Source organism: Niveispirillum sp., from assembly GCF_052437035.1.
Taxonomy (GTDB): domain Bacteria; phylum Pseudomonadota; class Alphaproteobacteria; order Azospirillales; family Azospirillaceae; genus Niveispirillum.
Genome location: NZ_JBQVOH010000006.1, coordinates 105,746 through 120,333 on the forward strand (window position 1 = coordinate 105,746; position 14,588 = coordinate 120,333).

At 63.0% G+C, this 14,588-nt stretch carries 12 protein-coding genes; 8 read left to right on the forward strand and 4 right to left on the reverse strand.

Translation table 11 applies throughout. The annotated features are described in order from the left end of the window. The first annotated feature begins 156 nt into the window (after positions 1–156). From ACT6Q8_RS16030 to ACT6Q8_RS16040, 3 genes are read left to right on the forward strand one after another with little or no spacing between them, the layout of a single operon-like run. Positions 157–870: a hypothetical protein gene (locus ACT6Q8_RS16030; protein ID WP_444732968.1), complete on the forward strand. Its 714-nt coding sequence runs from the start codon at positions 157–159 to the stop codon at positions 868–870. A gap of 26 nt (positions 871–896) precedes the next feature. Further along, on the forward strand, positions 897–1,730 hold the full coding sequence (locus tag ACT6Q8_RS16035; protein WP_444732969.1) for a bestrophin-like domain: 834 nt from the start codon (positions 897–899) through the stop codon (positions 1,728–1,730). Between the two features lie 60 nt (positions 1,731–1,790). Further along, positions 1,791–2,228 (forward strand): YbjN domain-containing protein, encoded by a 438-nt coding sequence (locus ACT6Q8_RS16040; RefSeq protein ID WP_444732970.1) that lies wholly within the window; start codon positions 1,791–1,793, stop codon positions 2,226–2,228. 12 nt (positions 2,229–2,240) lie between these two features. Here the strand turns inward: ACT6Q8_RS16040 and ACT6Q8_RS16045 are convergent, their stop codons facing one another. The 4 genes from ACT6Q8_RS16045 to ACT6Q8_RS16060 all read right to left on the reverse strand — a co-directional run bounded on the left by ACT6Q8_RS16045 (position 2,241) and on the right by ACT6Q8_RS16060 (position 8,142). Then, complete coding sequence (locus ACT6Q8_RS16045; protein ID WP_054169910.1) at positions 2,241–3,662, reverse strand: helix-turn-helix domain-containing protein; 1,422 nt, start codon at positions 3,660–3,662, stop codon at positions 2,241–2,243. A gap of 104 nt (positions 3,663–3,766) precedes the next feature. After that, positions 3,767–4,198 carry a response regulator transcription factor gene (locus tag ACT6Q8_RS16050; RefSeq protein WP_444732971.1) on the reverse strand — a complete coding sequence of 144 codons (432 nt, stop codon included), beginning with the start codon at positions 4,196–4,198 and terminating at the stop codon, positions 3,767–3,769. 216 nt (positions 4,199–4,414) lie between these two features. Then, positions 4,415–4,861, reverse strand: a complete 447-nt coding sequence (locus ACT6Q8_RS16055) for a hypothetical protein (RefSeq protein ID WP_444732972.1) — start codon at positions 4,859–4,861, stop codon at positions 4,415–4,417. Next, positions 4,858–8,142: an nSTAND1 domain-containing NTPase gene (locus tag ACT6Q8_RS16060; protein ID WP_444732973.1), complete on the reverse strand. Its 3,285-nt coding sequence runs from the start codon at positions 8,140–8,142 to the stop codon at positions 4,858–4,860. Before ACT6Q8_RS16060 ends, ACT6Q8_RS16055 begins: the two co-directional genes overlap by 4 nt. A 424-nt stretch (positions 8,143–8,566) precedes the next feature. Here ACT6Q8_RS16060 and ACT6Q8_RS16065 point away from each other — a divergent pair, with 424 nt between their 5' ends. The 5 genes from ACT6Q8_RS16065 (at position 8,567) to ACT6Q8_RS16085 (ending at position 14,498) form a co-directional block, all read left to right on the forward strand. Beyond that, positions 8,567–8,953, forward strand: a complete 387-nt coding sequence (locus ACT6Q8_RS16065; RefSeq protein ID WP_054169914.1) for a hypothetical protein — start codon at positions 8,567–8,569, stop codon at positions 8,951–8,953. Between the two features lie 238 nt (positions 8,954–9,191). After that, positions 9,192–10,724, forward strand: a complete 1,533-nt coding sequence (locus ACT6Q8_RS16070; protein WP_444732974.1) for an acyl-CoA carboxylase subunit beta — start codon at positions 9,192–9,194, stop codon at positions 10,722–10,724. Between the two features lie 20 nt (positions 10,725–10,744). Further along, positions 10,745–11,257 carry a hypothetical protein gene (locus ACT6Q8_RS16075; RefSeq protein ID WP_444732975.1) on the forward strand — a complete coding sequence of 171 codons (513 nt, stop codon included), beginning with the start codon at positions 10,745–10,747 and terminating at the stop codon, positions 11,255–11,257. Positions 11,258–11,318: 61 nt separating this feature from the next. Beyond that, the gene (locus ACT6Q8_RS16080; protein ID WP_444732976.1) at positions 11,319–13,319 is read left to right on the forward strand and encodes an acetyl-CoA carboxylase biotin carboxylase subunit; all 2,001 of its coding nucleotides are present in this window, start codon (positions 11,319–11,321) and stop codon (positions 13,317–13,319) included. Positions 13,320–13,643: 324 nt separating this feature from the next. After that, positions 13,644–14,498: a hypothetical protein gene (locus ACT6Q8_RS16085; protein ID WP_444732977.1), complete on the forward strand. Its 855-nt coding sequence runs from the start codon at positions 13,644–13,646 to the stop codon at positions 14,496–14,498. The last annotated feature ends 90 nt before the right edge of the window (positions 14,499–14,588 follow it).

Here is a 14,588-nt window from a genome sequence, read left to right on the forward strand (position 1 = left end):
ATTGGGAAACGTCTGCTTTGAGGAACTGTTACCGCTCCATTGAACGACCACAACGGGGCGCAAACCAGCCGTTCGCCATCATCCCTCAAATCCCCCGTAACCTTTCCCCCATCCCATGCGAATATCCCACGGTCCGCCCCCATCGGGACCCAGCCCTTGCGCACCCTGCTCCTGTTCCTGCTCCTGGCCCTCCTCCCCCTCCCCGCCGCCGCGCAAACCACCGACCTGCGCTGCGGCCCCGATCTCTATCGTCCCGGCATCATCCTGACCGCGTCCCCCGTCTGCGGCGGCGTCTACAGTCAGCATGTCCCCGACCTGGGCCGCCTGCATCTGGGCATCTTCCATTCCCTGGACCGGTCAAAGCCGGACGAGGCGGCGGGGCGGGTGATCAACCTGACCGCCGGCACTTTCTACCGCCTCTCCGACGACATCGCCGCCTTCACCGATTACGGCTTCCGGATCGAGGATGGGCACCCGGCCGCCGCCCTCTACCATGACTTCATCCATTACGCGTCCGACGACCTGCGCTTCTTCGCGGGCTATGAGGGGGTGCGCTTCTTCAAGGGTTTCACCCGCGCCTATGACAGCCTGCACATCGCAGCCGAACAGAAGCTGCGCCTGGATGAAGGCCGGCTGGTCATCGATGTCGTCGCCATGGCCTATTGGACGCGCAAAGGCGACGGTCCCGCCGCTGACAGTTTTTCAGGACTGAACCCCTGGGTGGAGGCAACCTATCAACCCTGGCGCACCAAAGGCCCCCGCTGGCGGCGCGTGCTGCGTTTCTATACGCAGGTGGCGGGCTTCACGGGACAGCCGGGCCGCCCCGGCCTCACCTTGACGGGCTTTGTCGGCATCCGCACCAGCTTCTGATCAGGGCTGGCGCCGGCCCGCAACCCATGGTGAAATCAGCCATCCCCGGTTGCGACAGGCCCATCATGCGTGAATTGCTCTATGCACTGCCCGCCCCGCTGATCGCCCTGCTTCTGCTGGTCTCGCTGGCCGGCATCACCTGGGGCGGGTTGCGCCTGGGCCGGCGGCGGGCCGGCACGGGGACCGAGGCTTATCGTGCCCATGTGTCGGCTGCGCAGGGCTCCCTGCTGGGTCTGCTGGCCCTGCTGATGGGTTTCACCTTCTCCATGTCGTTGCAGCGCTATGACGCGCGGTCGCAGGCACTGGTGGAGGAGGCGAACGCCATCGGCACCACCTGGCTGCGCGCCGGGCTTCTCCCCGAACCTTTGGCCGCGCAAACCAAGGCGCTGCTACGCGATTATACCCATCTGCGGGTGGAGGCGGGTTCCATCAGCCTGGACCAGGCCGGCGACCGCGCCGCCGTCAACGCACGTGCCATCGCGGTGCAGGATCAGCTCTGGCAACAGGCCCGACAAGCCGCGGAACTGGACAAAAGCCCCGTGACCAGCGGGCTTTACATCCAGGCCCTGAACGGCATGATCGATGCCTTCGGCGCGCGTGATGCGCTGCTGGCCCGGCATGTGCCGGAGCTCGTGCTGCTGCTGCTTTATGGCACCATCCTGCTCACCGGTGCCGTGACCGGCTACACCTGTGGCCTGAATGGCCACCGCCCTTCGACCGTGGCGCACATGTTCGGCCTGCTGATCGTGCTGGTGGCCATGATAATCATTGATGTCGACCGCCCGCGTCGCGGTTTCATTACGGTCGATCCCACCCCCATGCTGACCTTGAAGGACAGCATCGACGCAGCGTTGAAATGATTGCCACCCACCCCGCCCCTCATGCATGGTCGCCCGCGACGACGATTTGGGAAGGATGCGATGTTGGACAAGCTGTTGCGCGGCGTGACGCTGACGGATCTGGAAGCGGCCCTGGAACAGCTGGGCCTGCCCGCCACCCAGGATCTGACGCCCAGCGGCGCCCCCGTCCTGCGTTCCGCCATTGGCGGCCTGACCTTCAATATCCGCCCTGGCGCGCAGCTGGCCCCCGAGGCCGCCCGCTTCGGCGATTACAACTTCAACCTGATGTTCCAGGTGCAGGACAGTTTCGACGCCGCCATCCTGAACCAATGGAACCGGCACAAGCGCTTTGCCCGCTTCTCCCTGCGCGATGATTTCCTGGTCCTGGAAATGGACAATCTGGCTGTCGGCATCACCGGTGATCAGATATTGGCCAGCCTCGAACTCTGGGGCCGGCTGGTGGTGGAAGCACTGACCTTCCTGCGCACCGCCCATGGGGCCGAAGCCGGTCATTCGTAACCGGTTACACCCTCAACTGACCGAATACGGCACCACCCGCCGCTCATGCGCATCCACGCGCAATGCCTTGCCGATGGGTGGGAAGGCGCGGTGGCGGCAATCCTCGCGGTCGCAGACCTTGCAGTTGGACCCGATGGGCACCGCGGCATCGACATTGCGCAAATCCAGCCCGGCGGAATAAACCAGCTGGTCGGCATAGGCGATCTCACAGCCCAGCCCCACCGCCGCCTCGCGCGGCCTGGACAGATAGGAGTTCCCCTTCGCCACCACGGTCCGCGCGATGCACAGATAGGTGGCCCCATCCGGCATGCGCGCCTGCTGCACCAGGATGCGCCCCGGCTGGGCAAAGGCCTGATGCACATTCCAGAGCGGGCAGGCCCCCCCGAACCGCGCGAACTGGAACCGTGTGGCGCTGGACCGTTTGGCGATATTGCCGGCCATGTCCACCTTCACGAAATAAAAGGGCACGCCCGGCATGCCGGGCCGCTGCATGGTGGACAGGCGGTGGCAGACCTGTTCGAAGCTGACGTTAAAATGTGCCGACAGCCGGTCAATGTCGTACCGCATCCGTTGCGCCTCGGTCAGGAAGCGCTTATAGGGCAGGATCAGGGCGCCCGCGAAATAGTTCGCCAGCCCCACACGCAGGATCGACCGCGCCTCGATGCTGGAAAGTCCGGCATCGGCCACCAGCCGCTCGATCTCCACCCCGAAATCCAGCAGCGCGATCTGGTGCGCAGCAAAGAAGGTGCGGCTTTCGCGCGGCGTGCCTTCCGAAACCAGCAGTTCCTTGTCGTCCGGATCGTACCGCCACAGCACGTCATGGCGGGCCAGCATCGGTGACACCCGGATGGTCACCCCATGCCGGTCGGCCAGATGCTGGGCCAGATGTTCCAGCAGCCGATCCTTGGAGAAATGCCCGCCCTCAAACAGATCCTCGGCCGAACGGTCCAGCGTCTCGAAATGGTTGCGCTGCGCCTGCACGTAATCGCGGACCTCGTCATAGGGGAAGGCAGCCGGCCCCGCCACGGCATCCCCGCCCCCCACCTTGTCGACCAGCGCCTTATATTCCTCGTCCAGGCCCTGATAGGCGCGATACAGCTTCAGCAGCGATCCCATTATGGCGGGGGCGGCCCGCACCGCATCGCGGATGCCGGCAAACGTCACCGACGCGTCACCAAACAGCGGATCGCCCAGCACCTCGCGCAGTTCGGACGCCAGCCTTGTGTCGCTGTCATCGGCAAAATGGCTGGGCTCCACCTGGAAGAAGGTGGACAGGCGGATGACAGCGGCGGCGGACAGGGGCCGCTGGTTATTCTCGATCTGGTTCAGGTACGACGTGGACAGCCCCACCTCGGTCGCCAGTTGCGCCTGACTGATGCCGCGTGTTTCCCGCAGGCGGCGGATGCGTTCACCGGCATAGATTTTGGCGGTCATGCTGCGGCGCTCTCCGTTCCCCGTACGCTTCCCTCTCGGGCGGGGATGTTACCCGGTCTCGGGCACAGCGCCATAGGGTTTCACGCGGACAGGGCGACAGCGTTTCACGCAGGCAGCGCCACACGCCCCCGCGTGATCATCTCCCCCACCGTATGCACGCCCAGCTTTTCCCGCGCCCGCTCGCGGTGTTTTTGCACCGTCAGGGGGCTGATCTTCAACAGCCGGGCGATCTCCTTGCTGGTACAGCCCGACACGATATGCCGCACCACTTCCGCCTCGCGCGGGCGCAGCTGGTCCCAGGACAGGGGCGCTGGCTCCACCGGTGCCTGCTCGTCGGCCAACGACGGGGTGCTGCCCCCGGCAAAGGCGATCAGCTGTGCCGTGGACCGCAGCCCCGCCTTCTGCATGATGGAGGAGCGATGCTTGCGGATGGTCAGTTCGGAAACACCCAGCTGTGCGGCGATCTCGCCATTCTTCAGCCCACGCCCGGTCAGCGTCAGAACCTGGCGTTCTCGGGGGGTCAGCATCGGCGACATGGCGGAAAATCCCTGGCTGGTTGGCGATGACCAGACCCTGCCAGGGATCGGAAGAATTCTCTCTTCTGTTATCCTTCCGAAAATCAATGCATTGATTTTATTGAGTTTTAATCGGAAGAAAACAGGAAGGAAGCCGGAATGGAAAAGGGGCGGACCGGGGCCTGATCCGGCCACCAGTCCGCCCCTTGGAATCGGGAGCGCGGTTACAGCAACCCGTCAAACAATGCTGCCATCATTCACCACTTCCGGGTCGGAGCTGTAAACCACCTTACTGCCCGCCGAAATCAGGGATGCCTGCGTCTCGGGGTCTTCGACCAGGAAGAACAGGGTTATATTGCCGACCGCCTGCTTGTTCTGATTCTCCTGGCCGTCGGATATCTTGACCTCCGTTTCGCTGACACTCACGATCTTGAGGTCTTTGAGTATCTTCGACCCATCAACCGCCGGCGTCACATTCACGCCGGTGAAGATGAAATCGATCTGGGTGGTCGGATCTTTCGTGAAAACAATCTGGCTGATATTCGCATTCGCCGTGATCACATCATTGGTAGAGACATTCTTCTCATAGAAAAGGGTCGGCTGCGGCAACCCACCGCTCGTTCCCTGCATTTTACACGTCACCGGAATGGTCAGAACATGATTGACGACGTCCTGGCTGCTCATTTTACGTCTCCTTGTTTGAGGGTTGAACTGATCAAGCGTTGGTATTGGACATCGGCGTAGCCGATTTTCTCCAACCTGCTCATGCCTCCCACGGCAGCGGAAAGGGTGCCGGCGCAGATATTGGCCCGGACCCAGGGATCGAGGATCTTGTAGTCATGGGTGGTTGCCGCGATGGGACCCAGCAGCCGGACCGCCTCTCCGCAGAAGGCGGCGGCGGCGTCCACGTTGCGCCGCGCCCGTTCGACGGCGGCCTGAACCAGCAGGATATTGGCGGTCAGAACCGTACGGCTGGCATCCTGCGGACCCTCGCGAACAATCGCTTCGGCTTTGGCGGCACTGGCGCCCGCCCCCTTCACATCGCCGGTCAGCAGCAGCAATTCCGCGCGGTTGGCCAGGGCCTGCCCCAACAGGCGGCGGACATAGCCGTCGCCCGGCTTTGCGGCCAATGCCTGCTCAAGCCAGACCAGCGAGCCGGACAATCGGGACGACGCCCCCGTCAGGTCATTTGCAAACAGATGGAACCGCGCGCCCAGCACGTCATTCTCTGTCTTCTGCCGCTGCCACAGGCTGTTTTCCGGCTCCTTGTCCAGCAGATAGCCGATCAGGTCGGATGACATCTGCAAGGAGGCCAGGGCCGCCTCGGTCCTGCCGCGCGCCGCCAGCAGGATGGCTTCCAGCTTATAGGCCAGGGCCAGCCGGTTGGACCATTCAAGCGCGTCCGGCTCGGCCTTGCGCAGCCCTTCCAGCATGTCCTTCTGCTGGCCATACAGCGTGACGGCATCGTCCAGGCGGCCGTCCTGCGCGCGGGCATTGGCCAGCCAGGACAGGCCATTGGCCATGCTGACGGCCAGGGCGCGGTCATCCGGGCGCTTGGCCATGACCGCGCGCTTCAGCCGGTTGGATTCCTCAAAATCCTGGGCGGCCTCGCTGACCTGATCCCGGCGCAACCGCAAACTGCCCAGGCTGGCCAGGGCATAGGACAGCTCCAGGCTCGCATCCTCGTCCGCGGCGTTCAGCGCCACCATGCTCTGGGCCAGATCGCGATAGCGGATGAAATGCCGTTCGGCCTCATCCAGATTGCGGCGATCCAGCGCGATCTGCCCGAACCAGAAGGCAACGGCCCCCGCCGTTTTCAGCAATGCCCCATCCACCGGCCCCTCGGCCAGATTGACCCGCAGCAATGTTTCCGCCCGGCCCAGGGCGGTCAGGGCGGCATCGACATTGCCGCGTGACCGGTTCACATCCGCCAGCGTCAAAAGCGCCTTGGCTTGGCGCAGACGCAGCGGCCCCGGCACCCGCCCGGCATCCTCCTCCGTCAGATAGGCGAGCGCCTTTTCCGCCACCCCGCCCAGCAGGTCGAGACGGGCCAGCGGCTGCAATTTCTGGGTCAGGTCGCCCAGCATGAAATCGACCAGCCCCTCCGCCTCCTGTCGGCGTTGCGCGGCCAACGCCTCGGCCTGACGGGCCTGATAGCCCTGCACAACCGCCACCATGGCGATCACGGCAAAGCCGACCACCGCGCCCAGGCGCAGGCGGTCGGCCCGCCGCGCCTGCCGGGCCGATGCCGTGATCAGCGCCGATATATCGGGTGACAGCGGTACCGCACGGGTTTTCAGCAGCTCGCGGGCCTCTTCCAATGGCCGGCCCTGTCGCAGCAGGCGGTCGGTCCGGCGCCCATCCGCGATCCATTGCTGCGCTTCGGCCTCCAACCGCGCCCGGATGCGCAGGGCCTGGCGGTGTTCGGCGATCCAGGCGACGGCGCGCGGCCATTGCCGCAGCAATGCCTCATGCGCGACCCCGAACACAGGCTCCCGCCCATGCGAAAGGCTGACGAACAGCCGCTGATCGACAAAATTCGTGACCAGTTGCCGTTCTTCCGCCGTGGCCAGAACGGACCAGGGCGCACGCAGGCTGCGGGCATTGCCATCGGCCCCGCCCGCCGCCACGATCAGGGAGAAGATGCGGGGAAGGGCCGCCTGGGCCTGTGGCGGCAACCCTTCCAGGATGGCTTCCGCCCGCCTTCCGATGGCCCCGTCAATGCCGCCCAGCTTGCGGTACGCCTCAATGGTCAGCTCGCGCGTCGGGCTGCGCTGAAGGTAGAGCTGTTGCAGCGTATATTGCAGAAGCGGCAATGCATCGGTGTTGTTGGCAACCCCCTCGCACAGAAGATCATCCAGATGTTCGTTGCTGTTCAGATCGATACCGAAACTGAGGCCGGCCATCTCCGCCGGCCGGCGGATCATCTGGGCAATCTCGGCGCGGGTCGGCGGTTCCAGATCGAAATGCGCGCCCGTTTCCTTGCCGGCCATCAACAGCGGCTCGCGCGCCAGATCGGGGTAGAAATCGTTGCGACAGGCGCCGATCACGGCAAACGGCCCCAGCCGGGCCAGCCGGTCCAAGGCTGTCAGGAATTGTGAGCGCTGCAGAATGCCCGCCATGGGCGTGTTGAACAGGGCCTCCATCCGGTCGATGAACAGGATGAAGCGCGCGGGATTACGGCCCGGCTCGTTGGGATGCCGGGCACCGGGCGGCAGGCTTTCCCCCTCGCCAGTCAGGGCGGTACCGACGCTCTCGGCGCTGTGGCCCGCAAATAGCGGCTCGCCATCGCGCTCCAGGTCAAGCAGCGCGCCCCCCAGCGCCGTGGGCAGCGGCAGATTGGCGACATCGCCCAGATCCAGGCTGGCAATGCCCTCCACCCGGAATCCACCGCTTCCGGCGATCAGGGCCGGCAGCAGCCCCGCCTGGATCAGGGAGGTCTTACCACTGCCGCTGGGGCCTAGGACCAGAACGAATGGCCGCCCCGCCGCCAGCCGCCCCGCCATCGCCGCGCAAAGCCGCGTGACGGCGGTTTCCCGCCCGAAAAACACATCGGCATGGGCCGCGTCGAACGGGTCCAGTCCGATATAGGGTGATGCCCGCGTCCAGGTTTCCTCCACCACGGCGGCCCCATATCCCGGTGGGAACGTCACCGGAGCCAGGGTGCGATAGCCGCGTTTGCGGATATTCTCGATATAGACGGGGTCGGTGGAACTGTCGCGCAGGGCGCGGCGCAGCTGGGCAATGGCCTTATGGACCTGATTTTCCCCCACCACCACACCGTCCCAGCACAGATGCAGCAGGTCATCGGCGCTCAATATCGTGCCCGCCCGGTGGCAGAGCGCCGACAGCACATCCATGGCGCGGGGTTCGATCTGTGCTTCGGCGGTTTCCGCGACATGGCGGACCCGACACATCCTTACATCCACCTGCCAATCGCCAAACTTGAAGCTGCTGCTTTTCAAGGGAGATCCTTTGCCGTCAGGGGACAGGCGCTAAAATTATTGTTGGCCATATGACTATTAGACGGGCCAGACCTGCGAATGCCACTGTTTTGAAGGCTTTTGTAAAGTGATGCCCCCGGCAAACCGTACAAACACGCCCCCACTCATTCTCCCATGAATAGTTTTAGGAATAGAGCCGTGTATAGGGCCGCGCCATGCGCTTCGTTGCGTACCGCCCAAAGAAATTCGGCTCATGTGCAGGACGGCGGGCGCCCTCATGATCATTTCGTTAAAATAGAATACAGTAATATAAATACGCGATTAAGAGCATATAGTCATATTACCAGCGGCGCTATAAGTCAAACCGCACCCCACGAGGTGCCCGCCGGCGCTTCGCCTTGAACCGCCAAGACCAAATCAACAATTTACAATTGGAGCATGGGCTATGTCTCAGCAGAGCGTGAATGTGATCTGCGTGTTCGACACCGAGACGACGCAGGAAAACGGCCCCAATGTTGGCGCCACCGTCTATATGATCAGCGACCAGGGCCCCCATGCGGCGGGCCAGGGCACCAATGAACTGACGATCACCGTCAATGTCGGTGACGTCATTACCTGGAATCTGGACCCTCTGCTCAACTTCATGACGGTGTCCTTCACCAGTTTCGTGCAGACCTCCGGCACCGGCGTGCTGTCGACGCGGCAGCTTTCGTCGACCCAGTGGACGGCCAACTGCCTGGGCAGCGGGTCGGTCACCTATCATTTCAACCTGCAGATCGCCAACGACCCCAACACCTATAGCTGGGACCCGTTCATCAACATCAATCCCTGATGAACCTTGCGGCGACGCCGCACGCCGCAGCCGCCACCCCTTTCTTCGGAAAGGCGGTGGCGGTTTTGTTTTGGGCTGTTGGGTGCTCCCTCACATGAACGATTTGCAAATTCGCAAAATTTGCAATCTCTGCCGATCATCTTCGCAAATCCACACCCATCCACGCCTTCCCCTGCTGCGGCATAATTCGCAAACTCCGCCCAAACTCCCATGAACCATTCTACGGGGCGGATTTCCCATGCAGGACGTGCTGGTACGGTTGGAAAAGATGCGGGCCGGCGCCCGCCTGGGCGGCGGTGAAAAGCGCATCGCGGGCCAGCATTCCAAGGGCAAGCTGACCGCGCGGGAGCGGATTGAGATCCTGCTGGACGAAGGTTCGTTCGAAGAATGGGACATGTTCGTCGAACATCGCTGCGCCGATTTCGGGATGGAAACGCAGAAGGTTCCCGGTGACGGCGTCGTCACCGGTCACGGCACCATCAATGGCCGTTTGGTCTTCGTCTTCTCCCAGGATTTCACGGTCTTCGGCGGCTCCCTGTCAGAGGCGCATGCCGAGAAGATCTGCAAGATCATGGATCAGGCGATGAAGGTGGGTGCCCCCGTCATCGGCCTGAATGACAGCGGCGGTGCCCGCATTCAGGAAGGTGTGGCCTCCCTCGGCGGCTATGCCGAAGTGTTCCAGCGCAATGTCCTGGCCTCTGGCGTCGTGCCGCAGATCAGCCTGATCATGGGTCCCTGTGCCGGTGGTGCCGTCTATTCCCCCGCCATGACCGACTTCATCTTCATGGTGAAGGACAGCTCCTACATGTTCGTCACCGGCCCCGACGTGGTGAAGACGGTGACGCATGAGGTGGTGACGGCCGAAGAACTGGGCGGGGCCGTGACCCACACGGCCAAGTCCGGCGTGGCCGATCTGGCCTTTGAGAATGACGTGCAGGCGCTCCTGGAAACCCGCCGTCTGGTCGATTTCCTGCCGCTGTCTAACCGGGAAAAGCCGCCCTCGCGCCCCACGCCTGATGTGGCCGACCGGCCGGAGATGAGCCTGGATACCCTGGTCCCGGCCAATCCCAACAAGCCCTATGACATGAAGGAACTGATTTCGAAGATCGTGGACGAGGGCGATTTCTTCGAGATTCAGCCCGAATATGCCAAGAACATCATCACCGGTTTCGCCCGCATGCAGGGTTCGACCGTCGGTTTCGTGGCGAACCAGCCCATGGTGCTGGCCGGCTGCCTTGATATCGACAGCTCGATCAAGGCCGCCCGCTTCGTGCGTTTCTGCGATGCCTTCAACATCCCCATCGTCACCCTGGTGGATGTCCCCGGCTTCCTGCCCGGCACGTCCCAGGAATATAATGGCATCATCAAGCATGGCGCCAAGCTGCTGTTCGCCTATGCCGAGGCCACCGTGCCCAAGGTCACCCTGATCACCCGCAAGGCCTATGGCGGCGCCTATGATGTGATGGCGTCCAAGCATCTGCGCGGCGATGTCAACTATGCCTGGCCCACCGCCGAAATCGCGGTGATGGGGCCCAAGGGCGCGGTGGAGATCATCTTCCGCGGCGATATCGGCGACCAAGCCAAGATCGAGGCGCGGACCGAGGAATATCGCCAGAAATTCGCCAACCCCTTCGTGGCGGCGGGTCGCGGCTATATCGACGATGTCATTATGCCCCACAATACCCGCCGCCGCCTGTGCAAGGCGCTGTCGATGCTGAAGAACAAGCAGCTCCAGAACCCCTGGAAAAAGCACGACAATCTGCCGCTGTGACGTAACTAGGGGGATGTCTCATGGATGCGACTGCCTTTCGACAGAAGTTACCAAGATTTGCCGCGTGCCTGCTAACCATCGGAGGACTGGGGTTCCTGCCGCCCGCACTGGCTGACTCGCCCAACATCAATTTTAATGGTGACGTGTTCAAGATCGGGCCTATCAAGTTGTCAGAATCCTTTGGGGTTTTCCTGGATACGTGCCCAAAGATATCAAAGACCTACTGGTCTGAACTTGAAGATATCGATGTGACTTTTAGGGATAACTCAAAGCGGGATAAGTCCGACCCCGTTGGCTCCGACCTTGAAATGGTCGTGAATGTAAAAGTAAAAGATAAAGCAAATATCCCTGATGGCCCTTCATACGGCTCAGTAAAGGGAAAAATACTTTCTTATCAGGCCTTTGGCGGGAAAACTCCAGGTCTGTTTATAGAAAATAATGTTTCTGCATTCATGTGTGATCAGAAGCCTGCTCCCGCTGGAAAGAAAGCTTTCCTGATTAATGAGGCATTTCGTGTCTTAGACAAGCAGTAGCAAGCCAACGAGATACCTAAACATGAAGACGCCACAAGCGTCCTTGAAAAGGCCCCGCCCCATGTTCAAGAAAATCCTTATCGCCAACCGTGGCGAAATCGCCTGCCGCGTCATCAAGACTGCCCGCCGCATGGGTATCAAGACGGTGGCCGTCTATTCCGACGCCGATGCCGGCGCGCTGCACGTTGAGATGGCGGACGAGGCGGTGCATATCGGCCCCGCCCCGTCGGCCCAATCCTACCTGATCGCCGACAAGATCATCGCCGCCTGCAAGCAGACCGGCGCCGAGGCCGTGCATCCCGGCTATGGCTTCCTGTCGGAAAAGGCCCCGTTCTGCGAGGCGCTGAAACAGAACGGCATCACCTTCATCGGCCCCGATGTCCACGCCATCGGCGCCATGGGCGACAAGATCGAGAGCAAGAAGCTGGCCAAGGCCGCCGGGGTCTCCACCGTCCCCGGTTACCTGGGCGTCATCAAGGATGATGAGGAAGCGGTCGCCATCGCCCGCGACATCGGCTACCCCGTCATGATCAAGGCGTCCGCCGGCGGCGGCGGCAAGGGCATGCGCGTGGCCTGGAACGACGCCGAGGCGCGCGACGGCTTCCGCTCCGCCACGAACGAGGCGCGCAGCTCCTTCGCCGATGACCGTGTTTTCATCGAAAAGTACATCACCGAGCCGCGCCATATCGAAATCCAGCTTCTGGCCGATGCGCATGGCAATGCCGTCTATCTGAACGAGCGTGAATGCTCGATCCAGCGCCGCCACCAGAAGGTGATTGAAGAAGCGCCGTCGCCGTTCCTGGATGCCGCCACCCGCAAGGCCATGGGCGAACAGTCGGTGGCACTGGCCAAGGCGGTGCAGTACCGTTCCGCCGGTACGGTGGAATTCATCGTCGACAAGGACCGCAATTTCTATTTCCTGGAGATGAATACGCGGTTGCAGGTCGAACATCCCGTGACCGAAATGATCACCGGCCTCGACCTTGTCGAACTGATGATCCGCGTGGCCGCCGGCGAACATCTGCCCGTCACCCAGGCCGATGTCGGCATCAATGGCTGGTCCCTGGAAGCCCGCGTTTATGCGGAGGAGCCTACCCGTGGCTTCCTGCCCTCCACGGGCCGCGTTACCCGCTACCGCCCGCCCACGGAGGGCACCCGCCCCGATGGCTCCATCGTCCGCGTCGATACCGGCGTGTATGAGGGGGGCGAGATCAGCATGTATTACGATCCCATGATCGCCAAGCTGATCACCTGGGCCCCCACCCGCGATCAGGCGACCGACGCCATGGCCGATGCGCTGGACGGGTTCCAGATCCGGGGCGTGGGCCACAACATCTCCTTCCTCACCTCCTTGATGCAGAAGCAGCGCTTCCGCGACGGCCGCCTGACCACGAATTTCATCGCGGAAGAGTATCCCGACGGCTTCCACGGCCTGACGCCCGACCCCGCCGTGCGTGACCGCCTGCTGGCGCTCGCCACCGTGCTGCACCATCGCCGCGCCAGCCGCGACGCCATGATCTCGGGCCAAGTGGCGGGCCACGGCTTCCATGTGGCCCAGGACTGGGTGGCACGCGCCGACCGCCAGAACCACAAGACCCACCTGTCCTTTGCCGGCGGTGCCGCCACCGTCACGCTGGACAGCGGCCCGCACACCGTCCTGGGCGACTGGGAAATCGGCCAAAGCCTGTGGCAGGGCACGGTAGCCGGCGTCGCCATGACGGTACAGGTCGATATCAAGGGCACATCGTGGGTCCTGACCCATGGCGGCTTCGCCTTCGTGGTCGACGTCCTGACCCCGCGCGCCGCTGACCTTGCCGACCTGATGCCGGTGAAACTGCCCCCCGACATGTCCAAATACCTGCTCTCCCCCATGCCCGGCCTGCTGGTCTCGGTGTCGGTCAAGGAAGGTGAAGCGGTGAAGGCCGGTCAGGAACTGGCCGTGGTGGAAGCCATGAAAATGGAAAACATCCTGCGGGCCGAGGCCGACGGAACCGTGAAAAAGGTCCACGCCGTGAAGGGGGCGAGCCTCGCGGTGGATGAAAAGATCATCGAGTTTGAGTGAACCTTAGACGCACGCTAGTTTCTTTCACCGTCATCCCGGCGAAAGCCGGGACCAAGGGGGCAAAAGCCTGACGTTACACCGCTTGCCACGGCAGACCCAGCCGAAGCGCCTGTAATCCTGGGTCCCGGCTTTCGCCGGGATGACGAGCAAAACGCTGAAGCCCGGAGCCTCCAGATGACCACCTTCCCGCCCAAGACCCTCGCCGACCGGCAGACGCTGGCTACCACGGGCGTCACCGTCAAACATTTCATCGCGCTTAGGTAAGAACAGACCATGGAGCGTTGGGAGGAAGGGGCTAGCGATCTGGAAAGGTTTGTCTTATCGGTGATCCTCGGGGTCCCCGGCCAATTCCTGCTGCTCACCCTCTCTTTGCTGATCGTCACCTTGCCGTTTCAGATGGCCAGCGATTGGACATGGGCGATGCCATGGTGGGGCATACCCGTGGTCATGGCGCTGAACCTTGCATCCGCCTTTGTCACAGGGCACATCCTGCACCGGGCCAATCCGCGACGGGCTATGACGGCGGTGCGCTGGTGCGGGGGCTTGATCACCCTGTGTTGGGCGGTGTTGGCCGTGGCCATGCTCATCCGGGACCTGACCTCACCCCGCGTCTCCGCCCCGCCATTTGACCGCATAACCGACTGGGGACCGATCTCTTTTTTGATGATCCTGACCACTATCGCTGGCCTGTACGCGGCACGCCGCGCCAACCCTGCCGCACCCGTCATTACAGGGCGAGAGGCCGGGATGAACCCGCACAGCCATAGTGACCGCATCGCCGAGATAATGGCCCTGTCCGGCACAGGGTTGCTCTTTGCCTTTGGGTTTCTGCTGTCCTATGGGTTGCTGTCTGCCGTGATCGGCATGGTTCTGCCCTGGTCGACGGATATGGTGGCACCGGCCTCAGCGGCCCTGGTCGCCGGTTACGCCATGCTGAATGTGGGATTGACCGTGTCCAAACATTACCCGCCGCGCCACGCCGTAGGTTACATGCTGGCGGCCCTGGTGCTGCTGCACGCTGCCGCGCTGTGGAAACTGTTCGTCCAGGCGGGGCGCGATCTGGCGGAGGCATGGCCGACACAGCCGCTGATCCTCGGCGCGGCCCTGTCCGGCATGGCGCTGGCATGGCACCGGTGGCGTCCCTACCCTGCCGCTCTCGGACCCACAGATAAGCCATGAACGCCGCCCCCTTCAAGCAGCAGGGCCAAGTCGATCCAGCCGCCCTGACCCTTCTCGCCCTTCTCCCCATCTTCCTGGCCTGGCGCACCG

Excerpts from the sequence above, each read along its gene's own strand:
- ACT6Q8_RS16050 (WP_444732971.1), bottom strand. The coding sequence starts at position 4,198 with ATGTCGCCGATGCTGACCCCCCGAGAACGCCAGGTTCTGACGCTGACC.
- ACT6Q8_RS16080 (WP_444732976.1), top strand. The coding sequence starts at position 11,319 with ATGTTCAAGAAAATCCTTATCGCCAACCGTGGCGAAATCGCCTGCCGC.
- ACT6Q8_RS16065 (WP_054169914.1), top strand. The coding sequence starts at position 8,567 with ATGTCTCAGCAGAGCGTGAATGTGATCTGCGTGTTCGACACCGAGACG.
- ACT6Q8_RS16070 (WP_444732974.1), top strand. The coding sequence starts at position 9,192 with ATGCAGGACGTGCTGGTACGGTTGGAAAAGATGCGGGCCGGCGCCCGC.
- ACT6Q8_RS16075 (WP_444732975.1), top strand. The coding sequence starts at position 10,745 with ATGGATGCGACTGCCTTTCGACAGAAGTTACCAAGATTTGCCGCGTGC.
- ACT6Q8_RS16035 (WP_444732969.1), top strand. The coding sequence starts at position 897 with ATGGTGAAATCAGCCATCCCCGGTTGCGACAGGCCCATCATGCGTGAA.
- ACT6Q8_RS16045 (WP_054169910.1), bottom strand. The coding sequence starts at position 3,662 with ATGACCGCCAAAATCTATGCCGGTGAACGCATCCGCCGCCTGCGGGAA.
- ACT6Q8_RS16055 (WP_444732972.1), bottom strand. The coding sequence starts at position 4,861 with ATGAGCAGCCAGGACGTCGTCAATCATGTTCTGACCATTCCGGTGACG.
- ACT6Q8_RS16040 (WP_444732970.1), top strand. The coding sequence starts at position 1,791 with ATGTTGGACAAGCTGTTGCGCGGCGTGACGCTGACGGATCTGGAAGCG.